Source organism: Plantactinospora sp. GCM10030261 (assembly GCF_042666615.1).
Lineage (GTDB): Bacteria > Actinomycetota > Actinomycetes > Mycobacteriales > Micromonosporaceae > KBS50.
The window spans coordinates 26,524-50,842 of the sequence record NZ_JBHTDD010000008.1; the positions used below are offsets into that span (position 1 = coordinate 26,524).

Annotated in this window: 21 protein-coding genes and 1 pseudogene; 15 read left to right on the forward strand and 7 right to left on the reverse strand. The window is 71.3% G+C overall.

Features of this window, described 5'->3' with window-relative positions; translation table 11 throughout:
- Positions 1 to 4 precede the first annotated feature (4 nt).
- Positions 5 to 727, forward strand: a complete 723-nt coding sequence (locus ACFQUZ_RS11850) for a hypothetical protein (RefSeq protein WP_377441201.1) — start codon at positions 5 to 7, stop codon at positions 725 to 727.
- Positions 728 to 809: 82 nt separating this feature from the next.
- Here the strand turns inward: ACFQUZ_RS11850 and corA are convergent, their stop codons facing one another.
- The 3 genes from corA to ACFQUZ_RS11865 form a co-directional block, all read right to left on the reverse strand.
- Positions 810 to 1,946 carry a magnesium/cobalt transporter CorA gene (corA, locus tag ACFQUZ_RS11855; protein ID WP_377441203.1) on the reverse strand — a complete coding sequence of 379 codons (1,137 nt, stop codon included), beginning with the start codon at positions 1,944 to 1,946 and terminating at the stop codon, positions 810 to 812.
- A gap of 361 nt (positions 1,947 to 2,307) precedes the next feature.
- Entirely contained in the window at positions 2,308 to 3,414 is a 1,107-nt protein-coding gene (locus tag ACFQUZ_RS11860) for a PLP-dependent aminotransferase family protein (protein WP_377441205.1), read from the reverse strand.
- Positions 3,415 to 3,483: 69 nt separating this feature from the next.
- Positions 3,484 to 3,876, reverse strand: coding sequence for a cyclic nucleotide-binding/CBS domain-containing protein (locus ACFQUZ_RS11865; protein ID WP_377441207.1), 393 nt, complete (start codon positions 3,874 to 3,876; stop codon positions 3,484 to 3,486).
- Between the two features lie 195 nt (positions 3,877 to 4,071).
- Here ACFQUZ_RS11865 and ACFQUZ_RS11870 point away from each other — a divergent pair, with 195 nt between their 5' ends.
- The 4 genes from ACFQUZ_RS11870 to ACFQUZ_RS11885 all read left to right on the forward strand — a co-directional run bounded on the left by ACFQUZ_RS11870 (position 4,072) and on the right by ACFQUZ_RS11885 (position 7,506).
- Positions 4,072 to 4,872 carry a hypothetical protein gene (locus ACFQUZ_RS11870; protein ID WP_377441209.1) on the forward strand — a complete coding sequence of 267 codons (801 nt, stop codon included), beginning with the start codon at positions 4,072 to 4,074 and terminating at the stop codon, positions 4,870 to 4,872.
- Between the two features lie 138 nt (positions 4,873 to 5,010).
- A complete protein-coding gene (locus ACFQUZ_RS11875; protein WP_377441211.1) occupies positions 5,011 to 5,742 on the forward strand; it encodes a sugar phosphate nucleotidyltransferase in 732 nt (243 codons plus the stop codon).
- The gene (locus ACFQUZ_RS11880; RefSeq protein ID WP_377441213.1) at positions 5,730 to 6,806 is read left to right on the forward strand and encodes an iron-containing alcohol dehydrogenase family protein; all 1,077 of its coding nucleotides are present in this window, start codon (positions 5,730 to 5,732) and stop codon (positions 6,804 to 6,806) included. Before ACFQUZ_RS11875 ends, ACFQUZ_RS11880 begins: the two co-directional genes overlap by 13 nt.
- Positions 6,772 to 7,506 carry a CDP-alcohol phosphatidyltransferase family protein gene (locus ACFQUZ_RS11885; protein ID WP_377441215.1) on the forward strand — a complete coding sequence of 245 codons (735 nt, stop codon included), beginning with the start codon at positions 6,772 to 6,774 and terminating at the stop codon, positions 7,504 to 7,506. Before ACFQUZ_RS11880 ends, ACFQUZ_RS11885 begins: the two co-directional genes overlap by 35 nt.
- A 77-nt stretch (positions 7,507 to 7,583) precedes the next feature.
- On the opposite strand, the gene ACFQUZ_RS11890 is transcribed toward ACFQUZ_RS11885, so the two are convergent.
- The 3 genes from ACFQUZ_RS11890 to ACFQUZ_RS11900 form a co-directional block, all read right to left on the reverse strand.
- On the reverse strand, positions 7,584 to 8,471 hold the full coding sequence (locus tag ACFQUZ_RS11890) for a CU044_5270 family protein (protein ID WP_377441217.1): 888 nt from the start codon (positions 8,469 to 8,471) through the stop codon (positions 7,584 to 7,586).
- Positions 8,472 to 8,484: 13 nt separating this feature from the next.
- The gene (locus ACFQUZ_RS11895) at positions 8,485 to 9,078 is read right to left on the reverse strand and encodes an RNA polymerase sigma factor (protein ID WP_377441219.1); all 594 of its coding nucleotides are present in this window, start codon (positions 9,076 to 9,078) and stop codon (positions 8,485 to 8,487) included.
- A gap of 72 nt (positions 9,079 to 9,150) precedes the next feature.
- Positions 9,151 to 10,443, reverse strand: a complete 1,293-nt coding sequence (locus ACFQUZ_RS11900) for a glycosyltransferase (RefSeq protein WP_377441221.1) — start codon at positions 10,441 to 10,443, stop codon at positions 9,151 to 9,153.
- An 81-nt stretch (positions 10,444 to 10,524) separates the two neighbouring features.
- Here ACFQUZ_RS11900 and ACFQUZ_RS11905 point away from each other — a divergent pair, with 81 nt between their 5' ends.
- From ACFQUZ_RS11905 to ACFQUZ_RS11920, 4 genes are all read left to right on the forward strand, one after another.
- On the forward strand, positions 10,525 to 11,385 hold the full coding sequence (locus ACFQUZ_RS11905; RefSeq protein ID WP_377441223.1) for an Fpg/Nei family DNA glycosylase: 861 nt from the start codon (positions 10,525 to 10,527) through the stop codon (positions 11,383 to 11,385).
- A gap of 321 nt (positions 11,386 to 11,706) precedes the next feature.
- Positions 11,707 to 13,221, forward strand: coding sequence for a sugar transferase (locus ACFQUZ_RS11910; RefSeq protein ID WP_377441587.1), 1,515 nt, complete (start codon positions 11,707 to 11,709; stop codon positions 13,219 to 13,221).
- A 72-nt stretch (positions 13,222 to 13,293) separates the two neighbouring features.
- On the forward strand, positions 13,294 to 14,514 hold the full coding sequence (locus ACFQUZ_RS11915; RefSeq protein WP_377441225.1) for a sensor histidine kinase: 1,221 nt from the start codon (positions 13,294 to 13,296) through the stop codon (positions 14,512 to 14,514).
- Between the two features lie 110 nt (positions 14,515 to 14,624).
- Entirely contained in the window at positions 14,625 to 15,380 is a 756-nt protein-coding gene (locus tag ACFQUZ_RS11920) for a LytR/AlgR family response regulator transcription factor (protein WP_377441589.1), read from the forward strand.
- 29 nt (positions 15,381 to 15,409) lie between these two features.
- On the opposite strand, the gene ACFQUZ_RS11925 is transcribed toward ACFQUZ_RS11920, so the two are convergent.
- Entirely contained in the window at positions 15,410 to 15,919 is a 510-nt protein-coding gene (locus ACFQUZ_RS11925) for a Uma2 family endonuclease (protein WP_377441227.1), read from the reverse strand.
- A 369-nt stretch (positions 15,920 to 16,288) separates the two neighbouring features.
- Between ACFQUZ_RS11925 and ACFQUZ_RS11930 the strand changes: the two genes are divergently transcribed.
- The 6 genes and pseudogenes from ACFQUZ_RS11930 to ACFQUZ_RS11955 all read left to right on the forward strand — a co-directional run.
- Positions 16,289 to 18,763, forward strand: a complete 2,475-nt coding sequence (locus ACFQUZ_RS11930; protein WP_377441229.1) for a carboxypeptidase regulatory-like domain-containing protein — start codon at positions 16,289 to 16,291, stop codon at positions 18,761 to 18,763.
- 215 nt (positions 18,764 to 18,978) lie between these two features.
- Positions 18,979 to 19,371, forward strand: a complete 393-nt coding sequence (locus ACFQUZ_RS11935) for a hypothetical protein (RefSeq protein ID WP_377441591.1) — start codon at positions 18,979 to 18,981, stop codon at positions 19,369 to 19,371.
- Positions 19,371 to 21,014 carry a cation acetate symporter gene (locus ACFQUZ_RS11940; RefSeq protein WP_377441230.1) on the forward strand — a complete coding sequence of 548 codons (1,644 nt, stop codon included), beginning with the start codon at positions 19,371 to 19,373 and terminating at the stop codon, positions 21,012 to 21,014. The genes ACFQUZ_RS11935 and ACFQUZ_RS11940 overlap by 1 nt, the downstream gene beginning before the upstream one ends.
- A gap of 87 nt (positions 21,015 to 21,101) precedes the next feature.
- Complete coding sequence (locus tag ACFQUZ_RS11945) at positions 21,102 to 21,863, forward strand: ABC transporter ATP-binding protein (RefSeq protein ID WP_377441232.1); 762 nt, start codon at positions 21,102 to 21,104, stop codon at positions 21,861 to 21,863.
- Between the two features lie 5 nt (positions 21,864 to 21,868).
- The gene (locus ACFQUZ_RS11950; protein WP_377441593.1) at positions 21,869 to 23,545 is read left to right on the forward strand and encodes an ABC transporter permease; all 1,677 of its coding nucleotides are present in this window, start codon (positions 21,869 to 21,871) and stop codon (positions 23,543 to 23,545) included.
- Positions 23,546 to 23,569: 24 nt separating this feature from the next.
- Positions 23,570 to 24,115, forward strand: a pseudogene (locus ACFQUZ_RS11955) (flavin reductase family protein); the annotation flags it as partial.
- Positions 24,116 to 24,319 lie beyond the last annotated feature (204 nt).

The window sequence follows — 24,319 nt, forward strand, 5'->3', positions numbered from 1 at the left end:
ACCGGTGTTTGGAATCGGGCGACGCGCGCGCCACCGCGATCTCGTCAAGACCGAGCTGCGGGACGGCATTGGGCACTTCGCGCAGGCCGCCGCCCATGCCCGGGAAGGCGTCGGGTCGACGGTCGCGCCCCGGGTCGGGGCCGCCAAGGACTACGTCGCTCCCAAGGCCGCGAAGGTTCGCGGCGGTGCACAGCGCCGGTGGGGATCCACGATGGCCGCGATCGCGCCCCTGGCGGTCGCCGCCGACGGCGCCGTGCGACAGGCGGGCTCCGCGGCCCGGAAGGGGAATCTGAAGGACATGGGCAAGAAGAAGTCGAAGGGCCGGCTGTCGAAGGGCGCCACGGTGCTGGCGCTGGGCGCGGCGGTCGGTGCCGCGGGCGCCTTCGCCCTGCGCCGCCGCCGGGACAACCAGGAATGGCACGCCTACGACCCGGCCGCCACGCTGACCGGCGTGTCGAAGGATCCGGCCGGCCAGACCGAACGGGACCTGGCCCGGTCCGCGTCGACGGCACGGGAGACGAACACGGCGACCATGGCGCCGGAGAAGGCGCACGGCGACAAGCTGGCCTCGGCGACCGACTCGATCACCGAGACGGCCAAGCAGGGCGCGAGCAAGACCACCGAGAGCGCGAAGCGGGCGGCCGGCGCCAACGGGAAGTCCAGCGACGAGACGACCGCGGTTATCGGCGGGTCGGCCACCACCGCGAGCCGCAAGAGCAACAACTGATCGGGTACGCCCGACCGAGGGTGGCCGGCGCAGCGCGGTCGACGAGAAGGACCCCTTCCTGGCGAAGGGGTCCTTCGCTGTGTCACAGCCAGCCGTTGCGGCGGAACCAGCGGTACAGCAGGAACGACGTGGTCAGCAGGAAGGCCCAGACGCCCGGATAGAAGTAGGGCATCTTCAGCTCGGGCATGTAGTCGAAGTTCATCCCGTAGATACCGGCCACCGAGGTCCACACCGCGGCGATGGCCGCCCACGCGGCGATCTTGCGCATGTCGTTGTTCTGCTCGACGGTCACCTGGGCGAGCCGGGCCTGGAGGATCGAGTTGAGCAGGTCGTCGTACGAGTTGACCTGTTCCACCGTGCGGCTGAGGTGGTCCTGCACGTCCCGGAAGTAGCGCCGGACCTCCTTCGGCACGTCCCGGCTGCCCTGCCCGGTGAGCAGCATGATCGGACGTTGCAGCGGCATGACCGCCCGCTTGAACTCGACCAGCTCCCGCTTCATCTGGTAGATCCGCTGGATCGGCCCGCGGGTCTGCCGGGAGAAGACCTCCGCCTCCAGGCCCTCCAGATCGTCCTCCAGCTTGTCGGCCACCTCCAGGTAGAGGTCGACCACCCGGTCGGTGACCGCGTACGCCACCGCCCAGGGCCCGTCGGTCAACAGGTCCCGCTTGCGTTCCAGGCCGGCGCGAACCGGTGCCAACCGGCAGGCGTCGCCGTGCCGCACGCTGATCACGAAGGTCGGCCCGATGAACAGCATCACCTGACCGGTCTCCACCACCTCGGAGTTCTCGGTCAGTTCGTCGTGCTCGCAGTAGCGGGCGGTGCGCAGCACCAGGAAGTGGATGTCGCCGAACCGTTCCAGCTTGGGCCGCTGCTGAGCCTTCACCGCGTCCTCCACGGCCAGTTCGTGCAGCCCGAACGTCTCGGCGATGCCGGCCATCACGTCCTCGGTCGGCTCGTGCAGGCCGACCCAGACGAACGCGTCCGTCCGCCTCCGGGCGTGGTCCAGGGCGTCGGCGTACTGCCAGGTGCCGGGCTGCCGCTCGCCGTCGACGTACAGCCCGCAGTCGACGACCGACTCGTGGTCCGCCGGTCGTTGGCGGGACGGCTGACGAGAGTGTCCGTCGGCGGCGAGGATGCGGGCGCGCACCTGCGCGGCCCAGGCTCGTGGGCGAGGCCGCGGGCCCCCGTCACCCCGGACTGACCCGATCCGATCGGCCATACGCACCTCCCCCTGAGCGACGCTCGTTGCAGGGTACGCCGACGCGTGCAGGAGGCCTGATCGACAGACGCCGGTCGCCACCCCGCCCCGGGGGAGGTGGCGCCGGGTGGACCGGCCGCGTCGGGGGGGTGAGGTGCGAGCGGCCCACCCGGCGCCGGTGGGGGCGGGGGGTTCATGACGTGGAACCAGTCGTGCCCGGCACGCCAACGGCGATGGAAATCATCCGATCGGCCGCGCCGCGACGACTGATGCTCGGAGCATTGTGAGCCGATCGCCGGCCGGGCGACACCCCTCGGCCGACGATCGTGGAGTTTCTGTCGGGTTTCTGACAGAACTAATTGACCTCAGGCAACGTACGCCGTCATCGCGCGGAGGCGTCACGGACCGAGTGCACGGCGTCGGCCAGCCGCCGGACGCCTTCCTCGATCTGCTCGGCGGTCACCGCCGAGAACGCCAGCCGCAGCGCGTGCTGACCGCCGTCCAGGACGAAGTCGCTGCCCTTCACGACCGCCACCTTCCGCTCGGCGGCCGCCGGCGCCAGATCGTCCACGTGCACGTCCTCGGGCAACTCGATCCAGAGAAAATAGCCGCCGTCCGGCTCGGTGAACCGCGCCTCGGGCAGATGCCGGCGCAACGCTTCGGCCAGCACCCGCGCCCGCTCGCCGAGGGCCGCCGAGACGGTGGCGATCGACCGGTCGATGTCTCCGGAGACGCAGAACTGGTGCACGATCGCCTCGGAGACCATTCCCGGCGAGATGTAGAGGTTCGTCGCTCGCTTCGCGATCGCCGCGATCAGGTCCGGGGCGCCGACCAGGTAGCCCACCCGGACCCCCGGGCAGACCGTCTTGGTGAAGCTGGAGGCGTGCACCACGAGGTCGCGGCGGTCCAGCGACAGCATCGACGGCAGCGGCTCACCCCGGAACCTGATGTCCGCGTACGGATCGTCCTCGAAGATCGTGAAGCCGTATTCGGCCGCGAGGTCGAGCAGTTCGTGGCGCTTGTCGAGGGACAGGGTCACGCCGGCCGGGTTCTGATAGTTGGGGATGATGTGCGCCAACTTCGGGCGTACCCCGGATTCGAGCAGCTTGCGCAGCTCGGCGGTGTCCACGCCGTCCGGTTCGACGGGCACCTGGTAAACCTGGCCGCCCTGCTGCTGGAGGTTGAGCAGCGTCCGGTCGTACGTGGGACGCTCGACCACCACCGGGTCACCCGGCTTCACCAGGTGGTCGAAGAGGAACGCGTCGGCCTGCAGCGAACCGTTCGTCACCAGAACCTGGTCGGACGTCACGCCGTGCTTGCGCGCGATCCACTCGCGCAACGGCGGATAGCCCACCGAGGTCCCGTACGCGGTGATGCCGGACGGGTCGGTGTCGAAGGCCCGCGTCGCCGCGGCCTTGAGCCCGGCGACATCGACGATGTCCAGCGAGGGCGCCCCACGGGCGAAGGAGATCAGCTGCTCGGCAGTCATGACTACCGAGCGTACGGGTGGGCCGGGGCACCGCGGTGCAGGTCCGGCCGTGTCCGCATGCTGAACCGGTCAGGCCGCGACCGCCAGGTGCTCACTGGTCCAGACCCGCACGATGTCGCGCACCGAGATCACGCCGAGCACCTCGTCGCCGTCCAGGACCACGAGATGGCGGAACCCGCCGCGGGCCATCGCCGCGGCCGCCTCCGTCACGGTCCAGTCCGGGCCGGCGTACACCACCTCCGGGGTCAGATGATCCCCGGTGTGCTCGGTGTCGCAGTCCAACCCGTTGCCGATGGCGTTTAGCACATCACGCTCGGTCAGGATCCCGATGCCCTCGGAGTCGGGATCGATCACGACCGCCGAGCCGACCCGCCGCTCCGACATCATCCGGGCGGCCTGCCGAAGCGTGTGGTCGGGACCGACGATCAGCACTTCCTTGGACATCGCGTCGCGCACCTGCATCACGCATCACCCCTGATCGGCGCCGGACCGGTACCGCTATCCTGACCCCGCAGGCATCGATGGACAACCCCCATCGACAAACATCGGAATCGCGTCCGGGTAGCAGCTCCGGGCACCACCCCCGTAATCTCGCCCGGTGACTCCCCTCCGCCGCGTTTGCGCACCTCGCACAACCGAGCCGTGCGCCCTCAACCGGTGAGCGGGCTCCACGCGCCGGACCCGGACGCCGGGTCGGACGACCGGGTGGAGCTGCCGGCGTACCGGGTGGCGCGGCTGGTCGCGCCCGCGGTGGACCGCGTGTTCGTGGCGGCGATGCGCGCGAGCCGGGACGCCGGCGGCGTGGAACTGGGCCGGCGTTACGGCGGGCCGGCCGCGGTCGGCTTCCTGATCGACCTGCGGACCCGGTTGGCGGCTCCCGGCGGCGTGGTGGACCCCGCCGACTTCGCCGCGATCACCCGGTATCAGGACCCCGCGGACTGCGCCCGGGCGTTGGACCGGCAGGTCGCGCACGGCATGATCTTCCGAACGGCCGATGGCCAGCACGCCGCTGGAGGGTTCGGCGCCACCGAGCGCGGTGCCGCCTTCCTCGCCGAACTCTTCGACCTGCACGCCCAGGTGACCGAGCGGCTCTGGGCCGGGCACGAGGCCCGGGTGGTCCGCCTCGCGGGCGTGGCGGCCCGGCTCGTCGCCGCCGCCGGCACCGACCCCGGTCCGGCCTTCGCCGCAGTCGCCCCGCTCCACGAACCGGCCGGTAGTCCCGCGGGTCGGCTGTTGCTCAACCGGCTGGGGGTGCTGCGGTACCACCGGGCCGACGCGCACGCCGCGGCGTGGGCTGAATCAGGACATACCGCCCAGAGTGTTGCCGCCCTACCACCGGGACCGGAGCGTACGGCCATCGAGCGGGACACCGACAATCGAGCCGCCGGACCGTACGCGGCGCTCACCCCGGACGAACGCCTGGAGTTACTGGCCGACCTGGCGGCGCTGCCGGGCTGACCGCGCTCCCGGACCCCGCTCAGCCGCCCGCCTGCCGGCACCGCCCGACGGGAGGCAAACTCACACTGACACCGTCCGGGCGGACGGGCGGCGCTATCCTCCTGCGGACGGCTTCGTCTGCAGGGAGGATCCCCACTCATGATCGGTATGGTGCTCGCCGCCGGTGCCGGACGCCGGCTGCGGCCGTACACCGACACGCTGCCCAAGGCGCTGGTCCCGGTGGACGGCGAAACCACCATCCTGGACATCGCGCTGCGCAACCTCGCCGAGGTGGGGCTGACCGATGTCGCGATCGTGGTGGGCTACGCCGCCTCGGCGGTCGAGGCCCGGCTGGACGACCTCCAGGCCCGGTACGGCGTCAAGATCACGCTGGTGTACAACGACAAGGCCGAGGAGTGGAACAACGCCTACTCGCTCTGGCTGGCCCGGGACTTCTTCGCCGAGGGAGTCCTGCTGGTCAACGGGGACACCGTGCACCCGGTCAGCGTCGAGCGGACCCTGCTCGCCCAGCGCGGCCCGAGCGTCCTGCTCGCCCTGGACACCGTCAAGAAGCTCGCCGACGAGGAGATGAAGACCGTATTCGACTCCGCCGGGCAGCTCAGCCGGATCACCAAGCTGATGGACCCGGCCGAGGCGTACGGCGAGTACATCGGCGCCACGCTTATCGAGCCGCACGCGGCGGACGGCCTGGCCGACGCGCTGGAGGCAACCTGGCGCCGCGACCCCAACCTCTACTACGAGGACGGCTACCAGGAGTACGCGAACCGGGGCGGCGAGGTACGCGGAGCCGCCATCGGCGACGTCGACTGGGTCGAGGTGGACAACCACGACGACCTGGCAAGGGCCCGGGAGATCGCGTGCCACTACTAGCCCGCTCGATCCTCACCCCGCTGCACATCGACGTGCGACGGGGGGCGGTGGCCGACCTCGGCGCGATCCTCTCCGACGGGCGGATCTCGGCGGGCGGGGACGTCGCGGTGGTCGTCGGTCCGGGGCTGGGTGAGAAGATCGCCGACCTGATCCGGCCCTCGCTCGGCTCGGCCGACGTCTTCTTCACCGAGGGCGGCACCCTGGACGCCGCGAACGATCTCGGTGGAAAGCTGCGCGCCCGGTCGTACGACGCGGTGGTGGGGATCGGCGGTGGCCGCACGGTGGACGTCGCCAAGTACGCGGCGATGCGGCGCGGCCTGCCGATGGTCTCGGTGGCCACCGCACTGGCCAACGACGGCATCGCCTCCCCGGTGGCCAGCCTGATCACCGACGGGATCAAGGGCTCGTACGGGGTGCACATCCCGATAGCGGTGATCGTCGACCTGGATTTCGTGGACAGCGGCCCGGAGCGGCACAACCGCGCCGGCATCGGCGACGTGGTGAGCAACTTCAGCGCGCTGGCCGACTGGGAGCTGGCCCGCCAGGTGCGCGGCGAGCCGGTGGACGGGCTGGCCGCGTCACTCGCAAGGGCCGGTGCCGAGGCGGTCATCAACCACCCCGGCGACATGACCGACGACGACTTCCTCACCGTGCTCGCGGAGGCATTGATCTCCAGCGGCCTGGCCATGGCGGTCTGTGGCAGCAGCCGGCCCGCGAGCGGCGGCTGCCACGAGATCATGCACGCCGTCGACACGCTGTTCCCGGGCACCGCCTCGCACGGCGAACTAGCCGGCCTGGGCGCGCTGTTCTGCACCTTCCTGCGCGGCGACGAACGGCGGCTGGCGCAGATGTCGGCCTGCCTGGCCCGGCACAACCTGCCCCGGCAGCCGGCCGACGTGGGATTGACCCACGACCAGTTCGCCGAGGCGGTCGCCTTCGCGCCCCGGACCCGACCGGACCGGTACACCATCCTCGAACACCTGGACCTGGCTCCCGCCGAGATCCGGGGCCGGCTGGCAGACTACGCCGGTGCCCTCGACGACCTCGACAACCTCGACGACTGAGTTGTCCCGCCCGACCGTCCGCGACTTCCACCGCACGAACCGGGGCGGTGGCCTGTTCAGCGAGCCGATCAGCCAGTGGTTCGGCGCGGCGATCGCGCTCGGCGCCCAGCGCCTCGGCCTGCCGCCCACCGCACTGACCCTGACCAACCTGGTGCTCGGGCTGGCCGTCTCGGCGACCGTTATCGCGTTGGCCCCGGCGGTCGCGGCCGGTGACCTGCCGGCCTGGCCGGTGGGCCTGCTCGCGCTGCTCGGCTGGCAGCTCGCGTACGCGCTGGACTGCGCCGACGGCCAACTGGCCAGGGTCACCGGTCAGGGCTCCGCGGCCGGCGCCCGGCTGGACGTGTTGTGTGACGTGGCCGCCCAGATCGCGCTTGTGGCATCGCTGTCGGCGGTCGCGGTGGCGCAGCGGCCGGACACCCCGACCTGGTTGGTCGCGGTCTTCACCGGCACGTGGATGGTCAACCTGGTGACCTCGGTGATGCAGGCCGGCCCGAACGCGGCCAGCATGATCACCTCACGCTCGCTGCCGGTCCGGCTGGTCAAGCTGGTCCGCGACTACGGTGCGGTGATCTTCGTGGCCGGGCTGGTGCTCACCCTCACGCCGGCGTGGACGATCTGGCTGGTCGCGGCATTCACCGTGGTCAACGGCGGCTTCCTGCTGGCCAGCATCGCGTTCTCCGCCCGCGCCGCACTGCGTTAGCAAGGCTCCCTGCCGGCCCCTCCACATGAGGGACGGCCGGCGTGCGACGCCGCACGCCGGCCGTCCCGCCGAGCAACTCAGGGCCGCTGGCCCGCCTTGTTGACGACAGCCACCCGCACCACCGCCGAACCGGCGGTACCGGTGCGCAGGCCGAGATAGGCGTACGTCTTCTCGTCGAAGACGATCACGTTGGTGAAGCCGTCGTTGGACCAGGTGATCCCCACCCCCGGCCGGCCGGCCGGATCCTTGACGTCCTTGACCACCTTCAGTCCCGGAATCTTCGCCGCCGCCCGGAACAGCGCGGCCTTCGACTGAGGCGGCACCAGATGGTCGCTCAGCAGGAAGTCGATGTCCTTGGCGATCGCGTTGACGGCACCCTGCTCGCCCCTCCGGTTGTCCTTCAGGTAGGCCAACATGGCGTCGACATCCCTGGGAAGGTCCGGCAGATAGGCAGGCTCCGGCGTGCACGCTTCGGTGCCGACCACCCGGTCGCCCTTGATCGCCGATCGGCGACCGTCAGCGCAGCCGGGCAACACCACCCGATCCTTGCCCTCGGTCCGCAGGCCGTCCCGGGTTCCATTCACCGAGAGCCACCTCTCCACACCATGGGAATCCCTGACGTAGAGGAACTGGTCGGGCCGCGGCGGGACGTCGGGCAGCTTCAGCGCCTCGGTGGCCGCTCGGTGCAGCACCTCCGCCGCCTGGGCCTCCGCGGTTGGTCCGCCGACCTTGTCGGGCGCCATGACGACGACACCCGCAATCACCGCGGCGAGTCCCGCCGTCGCGACGGCAAGCACGAAGCGACGGGCTCGGCGCGGCCGCCGGACCGGCGCGGGGACGAAGCTTTCGCCGGCCGGCTCGGCGGCCATCGCGGTGGTCAGTCGGTGCCGCACACCGGCGAGTTCGGTGGGACCCGGAAGCGGCGACTCCCGCCGCAGCTCACGGACAAGCTGAAGGTCTTCCATTGCGTTCACGCTCCTATGAATCTGCCATGACGTGGGATCCGCTCAGTGCTCTGCGGACCTTCTTGCGCGCCCGGTTGAGTCGAGACCGGACCGTGCCGACCGGGATCTCCAGTGCCGCCGCCACCTGCTCGTAGGTCAGTTCCTCCCAGGCCACCAGGAGCAGCACGTCCCGGTCGGACGGGGCGAGTTCCGCCAACGCCGCCATCAGGGCGGGCCTGGTCGCCTGGGCACTCGCCATTGCGACGACCCGGTCGGCGTGGCACTCCTCGCCGGTTCTGGTCCCCGCCGCCTGGTGCAGCCGGAACTGGCGCACCTCGTCACGCCGATACTGGCCGACCAGGTTGGTCGCGATCCCGTACAGCCAGGGCCGGGCGTTCGGCTGGTCGGGGGCGTACCGGTGCCGGCGGCGGAACGCCACCAGGAACGTCTCGGCGGTCAGGTCGTCGGCGGCCCCCGGACCGAGCCGACGGGCGACGTACCGGTGGATGTGCGGGGCGTGCCGGTCGAAGATCAGCCCGAAACACTCCGGGTCGGGCTCGGACCGTTTGATCACCGCGGCGTCGTCCGACGTCCGCAGTTCGTCGCTGAACTGCCCAGCTGGGTTCATATGTGATCCTTCGCGCCACGGATACTCGTCTGCTATCCGTTGCTCGCGCGGATCTGGTTCACGCCCGCAGCGCTACCGTGCCCGGGAAGCGCCCTCCGCCAGGTCGGCGTAGATGTCGACCAACCTTCTGGTGACCACGTCCGGGTGGAAGACCGTCTCGTAGCGGGCGCGGGCGGCCGGGGCCAGGGCCGCCGCGTCGGCCCGCGCCACCGGCAGCGCCGCGGCGAGCGCACCCGGTTCCGCCGGTACGACCCAACCGGCCGCGCCGGCGAGCGGCGTCTCGGTCCCCGTACCCGATGGTGACGGACCGCCCGCAGCGGACCCGGCAGCCGCCGACGGACCGCCCCCGGCCGGCCCGGTGCCGGCGGGCGCGGCCGGTTGATCCGCACCCACCAGGTACGGGACGCCACCCAACGCGGTACCGAGCACCGGGCGGCCGGCGGCCAGCGCCTCGATCACCACCGTGGGCAGCACGTCGTGCCAGGTCGGCACGGTCAGCACCACGGCGGTGTCGCGCAGCGCGGCGGCCACCCTGGCCCGGTCCAGCGGTCCGAGGTAGTCGATGTCCGCCCGGTGCACGGCCGCCGCCTCGGCCAGCGGTCGAAGCTCGCCGTCGCCGGCGATGCGCAGCCGGCCGAGCGAGCCGTCCGGGTGCCGCTGCCAGGCGTCGAGCAGCAGGGCGAGGCCCTTCTCCGGGGAGAGCCGGCCGAAGTACAGGAAGCCCTCGCCGGGCGGGGCGGGCGGCCCCGGATCCGGCATGGCGTTCGGCTTGACCACGATCCGGTCGGCGGGGATCCCGTAGTCGCGCAGATGTCCGGCTATTCCCCCGGTGAGCGCGATGTACCGGTCCACCGATCGCCAGGTCGGGCGGTGCAGCGCCAGCGTGGTGGCCATCAGGGCGCTCTGCGCCCGGGACCCTCGGTAGCAGCGGTGCACGACAGCCGGCAGGCCGAACGCCCGACCGCGGCAGTCGGTGCAGATCCGCCCGTCCCGGAAGTAGAGCCCGGAGGAGCAGACCTGGCGGTAGTTGTGGACCGTCTGCACCACCGGCACGCCGTACCGGTGGGCGGTCCGCACCACCCACGGCGAGATCAACGGGTACGGGTTGTGCAGGTGCAGGACATCCGGCCGGTGCGACTCGATCAACCGGCTCAGTTCCCGCTGGGCCCGCGGGGCGTAGATCGGGGAGACCGGCAACAGCGCCTTGGCCGGTGTCGACAGCTCCTCGATCTCGTCCGAGCTGCGCAGGAACGGCAGCACCTCGACGCCGGCGGCGGTCAGCTGATCGATCTCCGTATCGACGATGGTGTTCTCACCGGACGGCTGGGCCGCCCGGTAGCGGTTGTGCGCCACCACCACCTTCACCGGGGCCACCCTTCGTGCCGCTCGCAACCGGCCGGACTCGCTCGCTCCGCACTGACGGCCACAAACGCTACCGTTGACGGCGTGCCTGAACTACCCGAGGTGGAGGCGCTCGGCGCCTATCTGCGTGAGCGAGCGGTCGGCCGGCGGGTCGAGCGGATCGAGGTCGCCTCGCTGTCCGTGCTGAAGACGTACGATCCGGCGCCGTCCGCCGCCGCCGGCCGGACGGTGTCCGGTGCCGGACGGTACGGCAAGTTCCTCGATGTGATCTTCGATGGCGACCTGCACCTGGTGGTGCACCTGGCCCGTGCCGGGTGGCTGCACTACCGCGAGACATTCGCCTCAAAGGCGCCGCTCAAGCCCGGTAAGGGACCGATCGCCCTACGGGTACGCCTCGACGACGGTTCCGGTTTCGACCTGACCGAGGCCGGCACCCAGAAGAGCCTGGCCAGCTACCTGGTCACCGACCCAGAACAGGTCCCCGGTGTCGGCCGGCTCGGTCCCGACGCGCTCGCCGCCGACGCCGCCACCTTCGCCGAGCGGTTGCGCAGCCGCCGCGGGCAGGTCAAGGGGGTGCTCACCGACCAGCAGGTGCTCGCCGGCATCGGCAATGCGTACTCGGACGAGATCCTGCATGCCGCGAAGCTGTCCCCGTTCGCGCTCACCAACCGGCTCTCCGACGCTCAGCTGACCGCCCTGTACGAGGCCACCCAGCGGGTACTGACCGACGCGGTGCGCCGCTCGGTCGGGCAGCGGGCGGCCGAGCTGAAGAGTGAGAAACGTTCGGGCCTTACCGTGCACGCGCGGGCGGGGCTACCCTGCCCGGTGTGCGGCACGACGATCCGGGAAGTTTCCTTCGCCGATTCGAGCCTGCAGTACTGCCCGGGATGCCAGACCGGAGGCAAGCCATTGGCTGACCGTCGGTTGTCCCGGCTGGTGCGCTGAGTGACAAGGGATCGTCCCCACCCGCATTCCACCCAACCAGCCACGAATCAGTCAGGACTCGCACCTTCCGGAGGCCCCATCCATCGGTATAGTGACCCGGTCCGTGGCTCCGCGGACCGCGCCGACCCGTTGGCCGGCGACCCAGCGGACGGACGTAATGTCTCCTGGCGGGACTATCCGCAAGGTCATGCGTGGGAGACTGGGACGGTGGGCGACCCGAGCCGTTACGGCGAGTGGGCGGCACGTGTCATGCGGGAGGACACAGTCGAGGTGACCACGAGCCTCTATCGCCCGACGGGGAGCACCAACCAGAGCGGACCCATGCGGCACGTCGACAGCTTCGAGATCCAACCACCGACGCCGCCGGTGCCGAACGGGGTACCCCGCTCCGCGTGGGCCCGAGCCAGCCGCCGGGCCTCCCGCTGGCACCGGCCGTACACCATCGCGTTGGTGTTGCTGGACTTCGCGGTGGTGGCGTTCACCAGCTTCGTCGCGATCCAACTGTTCGACAAGGCGACCGCCGGCTTCGACGCCCAGCGGGGCGGCGACCCCACCTTCTTCTACACGGTCGCCTACCTGCTGCTGCCGCTCGGCTGGTTGGTCCTGCTCTGGGCCAACGGCGCCTACGACCGGCGCTATCTGGGGCTGGGCACCGACGAGTTCCGCCGGGTGGTTCGCGCCGGGATCATGGTGGCGGCCAGCGTCTCGTTCATCGCCTTCGCCACCGTGACGAAGTTGTCCCGTTTCACGGTCGGCACGGCGCTGCTCGGCTCCATGATCCTCATCCTGTTGATCCGCTATGTGGCCCGGTCCGTGCTGCACCTCGTCCGCACCAAGGCCGGGCACGCCGGACACCGGATGGTGTTGGTCGGCACGCTGCCGGACGCGCTGGAGGTCTACAAGGCGGTCACCCGCAACCCGTCGGCCGGTCTGGTGCCGGTCGCCATCCACATCACCGATGGCATCGCCGCCGCCCGGGGCATCCGCACGCCGGTCCCGGTGTACGCGGGACGCGACGTGCTGGCCTTGGTCCGTGAGGTCGGTGGGGACACCATCGCGGTCTGCGGCTCGGCCAGCGCCGAACCCGGTGAGTTGCGCCGGCTGGCCTGGCAACTGGAGGGCTCCGGCATCGATCTGGTGGTGGCGCCGCAGCTCACCGACATCGCCGGCCCCCGGGTGCACATCCGACCCATCGAGGGTCTGCCCCTGCTGCACGTCGAAGAGCCGACGCTGTCCGGCCCGGCGTTGCTGGCCAAGAACCTGCTCGACCGGGCCGCCGCCGCGGTGGGCCTGCTGCTGCTCGTCCCGCTGTTCATCCTGATCGCCGTGGCGATCCGGACGTCCGATCCCGGTCCGGTCTTCTTCCGGCAGCCCAGGGTCGGGTACGAGGGCCGCACCTTCCGGGTGTGGAAATTCCGCACCATGTACACGAACGCCGAGGAGCGGTTGGCGGGGCTGGTCGACCAGAACGAGACCGACGGCATGTTGTTCAAGATCAAGCAGGATCCGCGGGTCTTCCCGGCCGGCCGCTTCCTGCGGGCCAGCTCGCTTGACGAGCTACCGCAGTTGATCAACGTGCTCAAGGGGGAGATGTCGCTCGTCGGGCCGCGACCGTTGCCGGCCGACGACGGCGACTTCCTCGGCGACGTCCGCCGACGGTTGCTGGTCCGTCCCGGTATGACCGGGTTGTGGCAGGTCTCCGGCCGCTCCGACCTGTCCTGGGACGAGGCGGTCCGGCTCGACCTCTACTACGTCGACAACTGGTCGCTGGCATACGACCTGAGCATCCTCTGGCGGACGGTCGGCGTGGTGCTGGCCCGCAAGGGCGCCTACTGACCCACGGCGGCGAGGACCCCGAGGCGACGCTGTGCCTGGCGCGGACGGCCGGCACCCGACAGGATGCTGGGCGTGGCTGCCAACCTGTCGTCGGTCCTGGCCGTCGTCGCGCTGCTCGGCGCGCTCGGCGCCGCCGTGCTCGCGGTGATCAGGCTGCGGGCCCGTCGCGGCATCGTGACGGCCGGGCAGCGGGCCACCTACGACGTCCTGCACACCGCCGGGCTGGCCGCCGAGCCGCTGCGCAGCGGGCTGACCGAGGCCAGCGCGACCAAGGCGGTACGCCATCTGCGTACGCTTGTCGGGGCGCCCGGCGCGGCGCTGGTGGACGGCACCGACACGCTCGCCTTCGACGGACGCGGCAGCCACCACCTGGAGCAGGTGGTCGAGGCGGCACACCGGGCAATCGCCACCAACCGGTCGACCGTGCTGGGTGAGGCCGAGTTGCGGTGCGACCGGGTGGACTGCCTGGTCCGCGGGGCGGTGGTGGCCCCGCTGAGCGGTCCGGACGACCGGCCGGTCGGGGCGCTGGTGGCGATCTCCGACGGGCAGCCGGCACCCGGTCTGTTGCAGGCGACACTGGAGACGGCCTACTGGGCCGGCGCCCAACTCGCGCTGGCCGAGCTGGAGTCGTCCAGGGAACGGTTGGCCCGGGCCGAGGTACGTGCCCTGCGCGCCCAGATCAGCCCGCACTTCATCTACAACGCGTTGACCGCGATCGCCTCGTTCGTCCGGACCGATCCGGAGCGGGCCCGCGAACTCATCCTGGAGTTCGCCGAGTTCACCCGGTATTCCTTCCGCGCGCATGGAGACTTCACCACACTCGCCGAGGAGCTGCGGTCGATCGACCGTTATCTCACCATCGAACGAGCCAGGTTCGGCGACCGGCTCCAGGTGCGGTTGCAGATCGCGCCTGAGGTGCTGCCGGTCAGTCTGCCGTTCCTCTGCCTGCAACCGCTTGTGGAGAACGCCGTCCGGCACGGGTTGTCGCGCAAGACCGGGGTAGGCATGGTGAGCATCGAGGCCCGGGACGCCGGCGCCGAATGCCATCTCACCGTGGAGGACGACGGGGTGGGCATGGATCCGGCGGTGCTGCTGGGAGGATCGACCGGGCCGGCGTCCGACGGCGTCGACGACGGGGGGCAGCACGTCGGGCTTTCCAACGTCGACGAGCGGCTGCGTTCGGCGTTCGGCGACCAGTTCGGCCTGGTCGTGGAGACGGCACCGGGTGCTGGTACGAAGGTGAGCATGCGGGTGCCGAAGTTCCACCGCCACGTCCGGGCCAGCACGTCATGAGCGAACGCACCGAGCGAAGCGAGGGCCGTGAGCGCATGCCCAGCCAGCACGTCATGAGCGAACGCACCGAGCGAAGCGAGGGCCGTGAGCGCATGCCCAGCCAGCACGTCGTGACGGCCTTCCTGCGGGTCCTCGCCGTCGACGACGAGCCGCCGGCCCTCGACGAGTTGGCCTACCTGCTCCGGGCCGACCCCAGAGTGAGCCGGGTGCACACCGCCGGGGACGCCACCGAGGCCCTCCGGGTACTGCGGGACACCGATGTCGACGCGGTCTTCCTGGACATCCGGATGCCGGGGCTCGACGGCATGGAACTGGCTCGGGTGCTGCGCCGGTTCGCCCGCCCGCCCGCGATCGTCTTCGTCACCGCGTACGACGACGCGGCGGTCGACGCGTTCGACCTCGGCGTCACCGACTACGTCCGCAAGCCGGTGCAGACGGAGCGGTTGGCCGAGGCGGTCCGCCGGGTGACCGGTTCCCGGGTGGTGCCCAGCCATCCCGCCGCGCTGGCCCTATCGGAGGAGGATCCGGCGATCCCGGTCGAACTGGCCGGCAGCACCCGCATGTTGCCCCGCTCGGCGGTGCGGTGGGTGGAGGCGCAGGGCGACTACGCGCGGCTGCACACCGCGGACGGCTCACACCTGGTCCGGGTGCCACTGGCAACCCTCTCCGAACGCTGGGCCGATGCCGGATTCGTTCGGATCCACCGCTCCTACCTGGTGCAGTTGCGGCTCATCGCCGAACTCCGGTTGGCCAACTCCGGCTACGTGGTGATCATCGACGATGCCGAGCTGCCGGTCAGCCGGCGGCACACCCGGGAGCTGAAGGACCGGCTGGTGCGCGCGGCGAAGCAGGACTGGACCCGCTGAGGCCGGTCCGCCGCCCGGCTGGTCCACCTTCAGAAGATGGCGGCAAGATCGACCGACAGCGGGAACGGTTCGTCGCTGGTCAGGACGTCCCCGACCGTGACCACCGCCGCCTCACGGTAGACCCGGCCGACATTCTCCAGGATGGTGAGGTTCTGCTTGCGCGGCTCGACCAACCAGTAGTGGGGGATGCCGACCGCGGCGTACTCGTGCCGCTTGAGGACCAGATCCCGACCGGCGTTGCTCGGCGAAATCACCTCGATCACCAGCAGGACGTCGTCCGGGTGCAGGGCGGGGCCGCCCTTGTCGAGCGCGCTCTCTCGTGCAACGAAAAGATCCGGGACGAAGTATGACGAGCGGTTGGCGCTGACCCCGATGTCCTGACCGACGAGCAGTCCCGCCGGAGCCTGCCGATCCAGGAGCCGGCGGAGCCGGTTCGCCACCCCGCCGTGGAAGACATCCGCATGCGGCGACACGATCAGGCTCCCGTCGAAGATCTCGTACTGCTGGCCGTCTCGGGTCAACTCCTGGAGGTCATCCACCGTCCAGGCATCACCGTGCCGCGGATGAGCAACGGGGCCACTACTCACGGTCATGCCTCCTCTCTACCGGTTCACCCTGACAGCTTTGTCCAACGACCGCTACGGCCGCGAGGGCTCGCACTGATCGGAGCGCTGCTGGCACACCCGGGAACTGAAGGGCCGGCTGGGTGCGCGCGGCGAAGCAGGACTGGACCCGCTGACGAGCGGGCACGGTGGACCTGCGGTCGGCCGTCTGTCAGCCGAACGGCCAGGCACCGGCCGGGCATTGACGATCTAGGATCACGTCATCGATCAGGCAGCGGGGGCCGATCGGGGAGACGGCAGTCGACCGTCAGCGGGCCGCCCCCGCCTCCCCTCAGAAGGAACTCCATGCGCCTTACCGGGCTCCTGCGCGGCACGACAGCCGCGATCCTCCTCCTCGGTGTGCTCGCCACACCGGCCGCCGCCGCACCCGGGCGGCCAGACACGACGCCCGACCGGGCGTCCACCACGACCGGCTCGGCGGCACCCGACGGCACCGCGTCCGGGCAGTCGACGCGCCCCTCGTCCACGGCATACGCCGGAGTGGCGGTCCGCGCCGCCCGGCTCGCCGCCACCCCCGAGCAGGATCGGAGGACCCGCCCGCCACGGGCGACGGCCGCTGGTCCGGCACGGACGGCGACCGGCGACCCGGCGACCACGGCCACCGGCGGAATCTCCGGCCGCTTGACTCTCGAGAGCGGCGCCGCCGCGTCATACGCCCAGGTGCTTGTCCGCAACGCCGACACCTGGGACATCGCCGATACGTGGGCCGACGAGGACGGCCGGTTCGCCTTCGGTGGGCTGCCGGTCGGCAACTACATCGTGTCCTACCGGTCCGGCGGCCCGGAGCAGTTCTACCGGCAGCGAAAGTATGACGAGGACGCCGACCTGGTCGCCGTGACGACCGGGCAGACCACCACGGTGAACGACCAGTTCCTGCCGACCAGCACCATCACCGGTCAGATCCGGGACGGCGCCGGCAATCCCGTACCGGACCTTTTGATAAGCGCGAACTCGGTCGACCGTGGCGGGTGGAACTGGGGGATGACCGACGCCGACGGCCGGTACGCCGTCGCGGTCTGGCCCGGGACCTACACGGTCTCCTTCGACCCGATCGCCGACTCGTACCAGACCCAGTTCGTTCCGGGGGAGATCAGCGAGACGGCAGCCGGCCGGTTCACCGTGCCGGAGAACGGCACCGTGGTGGCCAACGACACGCTGCTGCCCACCGGCACGGTCACCGGCCGGCTCACCACGGCGAGCGGCCAACCCGCCGCCGGTGCGGAGGTCCACCTGAGCGCGTTCGACGGTCCCGGTGGCGGACCGGAATGGCAGCACACCGACGGCACCGGAAGCTTCACCTTCCCGACGGTGCTGGTCGGCACCTACCGGGCCGGCTTCTCCGACAGCGAGAACCGCTCCCAGTACTACAAGGGCACCATCGACGAAGCCGCCGCGACGCCGGTGGTGGTGACGGCCGGAAACACCACGACGGTCAACGACAGTTGGCTGGGCACGGGCTCCGTGCGGGTCCGGGCGACCGACTCCGTCACCGGCGCGCCGGTCCCGAACTTCTGCGTCCAGGACGGGTGCAGCAACGGCACCGGGGTCGTGGTGGCCGAAGGACTCCCCCAGGGCCGGCACGAGTTGTACCTCTACATCCCAGACAAGGACTACTGGTGGGACAGCCTGACGGTCGATGTGGTCGCTGGCGAGACGGTCGAGGCCACCATCCGGCTCCGGCCCGCCGCGCGGATCACCACCACAATCGTCGACCGGTCCACCGGCAAGGGAGTCGCCGACATCTGCCTCGACGCCCTGGTGCCCATGAACATCCGGGAGCCGGAGGGCCGGGGTGACTGCAGTGACGCCACCGGAAAGATCGTTGTTGGTCCGCTGGAGTCGGGGAGCTACCGGTTGTTCGCGGTTCCGATGTCGTTCGATTCGCCGTACGGGCGGCAGTGGGTCGGCACGGCCGGCGGCACGGGCGACGAGCGGGAGGCGGTGACGGTGACGACCGCCGCCGGCTCGATGGCCGGGGCGCCGAAGGTGCTGCTCGACCGGGCGGGTTCGATAACCGGCCGGGTGCTCGACGGTGCCGGTGCTCCCCTGCGTGACGCACAGGTGAGCGTCGTGCCGCGGTACTACCTGGGCGAAGGGGAAGCGTGGACCGGCAGCGACGGCCAGTATCGGATCGACAGGCTCGGTCCGTACCGGTGGCCGCTGTTCTACTCCGCTGACGGGTTCGCCCCCCAGTGGTCCGGTGGCGCCGGCAACCGGTACGAGGCACAGACCATCCAGGTGACGGTGGGCGGCACCGCCAGCTTCGACACGAGGCTCAGCACCGGGACCGAGGTCACCGGCACCTTCACGATCGCGGGTGGGGTCGTACCGGAGGGTGGCACCGTGTTCGCCCGGAACGCCGCCACCGGCGACTCCGTCGGCATGGATGGCCTCCGGAACGGCAGGTACACCATGCGGGTACTCCCGGGACAGAAGATCAGGTTCAGCTACGAGGTGGATGTGGACGGGGAGCGGCACCGGGGCTGGTTCAGCCCGCCGGTCACGTCCACCCCACCGCCGCCGCCCGGCCGGCGCCCCACCGGCAATAGCGCCGCCGGTGCGACCGCGCCGGCTCCGGTCGACCCGCCGACGGCTACCGCCGGAGCAGCAGTGGAGGCCGGGTCCGGCGGGCCGATCGCGACCGCGACCCGGCCGCCCGTCTCGGGGAACCCGACGCCGACTGAGCGTCGGGTCGGCGGGGTCTACGTCGTCCCGGCCACCGGACCGCTGATCGTCAACATCACGGTCAGCCTGAACTGACTCAATCCGGAAAGGGGCCGGTAGCGTACTCGCCACCGGCCCCGCTCCGTACCCGGGGGCCAACGGTCCGGTTATCCACAGCCGAAACGAGATATCCACAGGCTGTGCACAAGGTGGCCGGGTTATCCACAGCCCGGTTGTCCACAGCCCCGGTGCCGAGGGACGCCGGCTCCGCTTGACAATCGGGCCTGGGTGGCGAGACTGCCGAGGTGGCCATCGACCAACCGCCGCCGCCCGGGCCCCCGCGCCGGGCGCGGATCGTGCTGGCCGAGGCCGGGCGGCGGCTCACGGTGCGGGAACACACCAGGGCCGAATTGACCGAGGGGACCCGGATCGGCGACGCCATGGTGCGCGGACTGGTCCGCGCCCAACTCGCCCTGGCCCTGCGGCTGTCGCTAGTCGTCGTGATCGGCCTCGGTGGTCTGCCGCTGCTCTTCGCGATCGCACCGACGCTGGGCGGGGTCACCGTCTTCGGGGTCAACCTGCCGTGGGTGCTGCTCGGCATCGCCGCCTTCCCGTTCCTGGTCGCGGTCGGCTGGCTGCACGTGCACTGGGCGGAACGCAACGAGCAGGACTTCACCGATCTGGTGCAGCGGCCGGAACGCTGATGGCCACGCCGTACGCAGCGCCGGCGATCGTCGCGGTCACCCTGGTGACCGTCGCCATCGGCTTCTACGGCCTGCGGCTGGCCCGGACCACCTCCGACTTCCTGGTCGCGTCCCGGATGGTCAGCCCGACCTGGAACGCGGCGGCCATCGGCGGCGAGTACCTGTCGGCCGCGTCGTTCCTCGGGGTCGCCGGGCTGGTCCTCAAGTACGGCGTCGACGTGCTCTGGTATCCGGTCGGGTTCGCCGCCGGCTACCTCGCCCTGCTGCTGTTCGTGGCCGCCCCGCTGCGCCGCTCCGGCGCCTTCACGCTGCCGGACTTCTGCGAGGTGCGGCTCGGTTCCCGCCGGTTGCGCAAGCTGGCCACCCTGTTCGTCATCTTCATCGGTTGGCTCTACCTGGTGCCACAGTTGCAGGGGGCCGGGCTCACCCTCACCACGGTCACCGGCCTGCCGTACGCCGTGGGCGCCCTGCTGGTCGGCGCGGTGGTCACCGCCAACGTGGCGCTCGGCGGGATGCGGGCGATCACCTTCGTCCAGGCGTTCCAGTACTGGCTGAAACTGACCGCGCTCGCCGTACCGGCGATCTTTCTGATGCTGCACTGGCAGGCCGACGGGCGGCCGGCGGTCACTCCGGAGGCCGGCACGGCCTTCCGGGTGGCCACCACCGTCGAGGTCCGGGACGCCGCCACCATCACCTTCGCCGACGGCACCCGGACGGAGGTACGCCCCGGCGAGGAACTGACCTTCGCCGCCGGGGATCCGGTGCCCGCCGTGTCAACGGTCGGCGCATCCGACGGAGCCGACTGGCTGCTGCCCAGCGCGGCCGGCCGGGACGACAAGGGGCTGTTCGCGACGTACTCGCTGATCCTGGCGACGTTCCTCGGCACGATGGGGCTGCCGCACGTACTCGTGCGGTTCTACACCAACCGGGACGGCGCGGCGGCCCGGCGTACCACCCTGGTGGTCCTCGCCCTGGTCGGCGCCTTCTATCTGCTGCCCACGCTGTACGGCGTGCTGGGCCGGATCTACACACCGCAACTGCTGGTCAGCGGGCAGACCGACGCCGTCGTGGTGCTCCTCCCGTCGGCGGCGCTCGGCGACACGCTCACCGCCCACCTGCTCTCCGCCCTGGTCGCCGCTGGTGCCTTCGCTGCCTTCCTGTCCACCTCGTCCGGGCTGCTGACCAGCGTCGCCGGCGTGATCTCGGCGGACGTGCTGGGCCGGGGCTCGGTGCGCGACTTCCGGTTGGCCGCGGTGACCGCCGGACTGGTGCCGGTCGTCCTGGCCCTGAACCTGCGGGACCTGGACGTCTCCCAGGTGGTCGGGTTGGCGTTCGCGGTGGCGGCGAGCAGTTTCTGCCCGCTGCTGGTGCTGGGCATCTGGTGGCGCGGCCTGACCGCGGTCGGGGCCACGGCGGGAGTGCTGGCCGGCGGCGGCGCCGCCGTACTGGCCGTGTTGGTCACCGTGGTCGGGCCGCCACTGGCAGGGTGGCCCGCGGTGCTCGTCGCGCAGCCGGCCGCGTGGACGGTGCCGCTGGCGTTCACCGTGATGGCGGTCACTTCGATGCTCACCCGGCGCCGCGCCCCGGTCGACGTGGGGGCGACGATGCTGCGCCTGCACGCGCCCGAGGCCCTGCGGCTCTGAGAGCCTTCCATCTCCTGCCCGAGGAGGAGCCAGGAATCGTCCGGCGGCCGGACGGCGGTCTGGCGCCGAACCGATACGGTTTCCGGCATGACTGGTGGTGAGCACCCTGCGCTGGCGCTGCGCGGGCTGGTGAAGCGGTTCGACAGCAAGGTGGCGGTCGCGGGAGTCGACCTGGACGTGCCGGCGGGCTCCTTCTACGGTCTGCTCGGGCCCAACGGCGCCGGCAAGACCACCACCCTGTCGATGACGGTCGGCCTGCTCCGGCCGGATGCCGGTGGTGCCTGGGTGTTGGGGCACGACGTCTGGGCCGACCCGGTGCGCGCCAAGCAGGTGCTCGGCGTGATGCCGGACGGGGTCCGGCTGTTCGACCGGCTTACCGGCGCCGAACTGCTGGCCTACCAGGGACTGCTGCGCGGCATGGATCCCGCGGTGGTCGACCAGCGGGCCGGGGAGCTGCTCGACGTCCTGGCGCTGACCGACGCCGGACGGACCCTGGTGGTGGACTACTCCGCCGGCATGAAGAAGAAGATCGGACTGGCCAGCGCGCTGCTGCACGGCCCGCGGCTGCTGGTGCTCGACGAACCGTTCGAGGCCGTCGACCCGGTCTCCGCCGCGCTCATCCGGGACATCCTGCAGCGGTACGTCGGCGGTGGCGGCACGGTGATCTTCTCGAGCCACGTGATGGAGGTCGTCGAGCGGCTCTGCACGCACGTGGCGATCCTCGCCGAGGGAGTCATCAAGCGGGTCGGCACGCTGGACGAGGTTCGTGGCGACCGTTCGCTTGAGGAGACCTTCGTGGCGGTCGTCGGCGGTCGCACCGCTACCGGGGAGGAGCTGGCGTGGCTGTAGACCAGGTGACCGCCCCCGCCGGCACGGCGGTCCAACCCGCCCGCCAGGTCACGCCGTGGCACTTCGTCCGGCTGAAGCTACGGGTGATGGGCAACAACTTCCGCGGGCAGCGCTGGCGGATCGCGCTGTACGTCATCGGCCTGCTGTTCGGGCTCTGGTTCGCCGCCATGGGGTTCCTGGGGTTCGCCGCCCCCGGCCTGGCGGACCGGGCCGACATCGCCATGCTCGTCGCCGCCCTGGGTGGCGCCGTCCTGGTGCTGGGCTGGCTGTTCCTGCCGCTTGTCTTCTTCGGTGTCGACGAGACCCTCGACCCGGCCCGCTTCGCGCTGTTGCCGCTGCGCCGCCGGACCCTGATCCCCGGGATGCTGGCCGCCGCGCTGGTCGGCGTACCGGCCCTGTGCCTGCTGCTGGCCACGGTGGGGCTGGTGGTGTCGGCCTGGGCGCTCGGCGGCGTCCCGGCCGGCCTGGTCGCGGTCGTCGGCATGGTGCTCGGGCTGGTCCTGTGCGTCGCGGTGAGCCGGGCGGTGACAAGCGCCTTCGCCACCATGCTGCGGTCCCGCCGGATGCGCGACCTGGCCGCCGTGGCGCTTGCGGTGCTCGCCGCGCTGCTCGGCCCGCTCCAGATCGCGGTGATAAGCGCGGTGGAGCGGGCCGACTGGGACCGGTTCACCGGGCCGGCCACCGTGCTCGGGTGGACCCCGCTCGCCGCGCCGTACACGGCGGGTCTGGACGTGGCCGCGGGCCGCGCCTGGGCCGCGCCGCTGAAGTTGCTGATCACGATTGCCGCCATCGGGCTGCTGCTCTGGTGGTGGTCGCGGTCGGTGGAGTCGGCGATGATCGGGGCCGCCGGTGGCAGCGCCGGTGCGACCCGCAAGGGCACCGCCGGTTCCCCGGTCGAGCAGCTCTTTCCCCGGGTGTTGGGCCGGCTGGCGCGCAACCGGTACGGGGCACTGGTGGCCAGGGAGGCCCGGTACTGGTGGCGGGACATGCGCCGGCGGGCCGGTCTGATCACCTTCGCGATGGTCGGCATCTTCCTCCCGGTGATGCTCAACATCCGCAGCCTGGGCTTCGCCGGCAAGGGCGGCACCGAGGAGCCGTCTCCCGTCGTCCTCGGCCTGTCCATGCTCTTCGTCGGCGTGCTGGCCGCGGTCAGCCTGGCCAACCAGTTCGGGTACGACGGCAGCGCGTACGCCGCAAACGTCATCGCCGGGGTGCCGGGCCGGCAGGAGCTGCGCGCCCGGGTGACGGCGTTCTCGCTCTACATCGTGCCGCTGCTGGTGCTCATTCCGGTGGTGGTCGGGTTGCTGCTCGGTGAGCCGGGTTGGATAGGCATGGTGGCCGGCACGGTGTTCGCCGCGTACGGTGCCGGTCTGGCGGTGAACCTGTACGTGTCGATCTTCGGCGCCTACGAGTTGCCGGAGACCAGCAATCCGTTCGCCATGAACAGCGGTGCCGGGGTGGCCAAGAGCTTCCTGAGCTTCCTGGCGATGGCCGCCTCGGCGGTGCTGGCGCTGCCGATGGTGGTGGCCAACGCGCTGCTCGGCGACGTCTGGCTGTGGCTGGCTCTGCCGGTCGGGCTGGCCTACGGCCTCGGTGCGATCGTGCTCGGCACCTATCTCGCGGGCGATGTGCTGGACCGGCGGATGCCCGAGCTGCTCCAGGCTGTCACGCCCCGGCGTTGAGCGGCCGTCGACTTCGCCGCGGGTCCGAGGGGGAGAATGTCCGGCGTGACGTCTGAGCCGGGTGCCGAGATCCACCACACCGACCCGTTCGCGACCCCGGAGCACGCGCGGTCCCCCGTACGCCGGCTGCGCGGCCGGCTGGCGGCGGCGGTGACCCTGTGGACGGCGCCGGGTCCGGCGGGGCTGACCGTCTCGTCGACCGTGGTCGCGGACGGTGACCCGGCACGGTTGCTGGGCATCGTCGACGACGAGTCGGACCTGTGGGACGCCGCGTCGGCGGCTGGCCGGTTCGCGGTGGCACCGCTCGGCCCGGCCCATCGACAGCTGGCCGATCAGTTCGCCGGGCAGTTCCCGGCGGCCGGCGGGCTGTTCGCCGGCGATCGCTGGCTGGCCACGGAGTACGGTCCGGTCCCGGCGGACGCCGGGGGTTGGGTGGGCTGCCGGCTCGACGGCTCCCGCCGGTTCGGCTGGGGCCTTCTGGTGGAGGCCACCATCGAGTCCGTGAGCCTGTCGGCCGACGCCCAGCCGCTGATCCACCATCGGGGGCGCTACCGGGAGCTGCGGGACTGACCCTCGCGCCGTGGCGGCACCGGGCGGTGCGGTCCGACCCTCCCGCGAACTTTTTGCGACTCAGACTGCCATCGCGGGCGATTTGCCTGTTTTACCGGGGCCGGACTTGACGATCGCGAGGAGTGGGGGCGTCGGTGAGCGGCGTGACCGAGGTCACTCGGCGCAGCCAGCGAGCCGTTCGGCGCACCCGGTGACCGGGCCGGT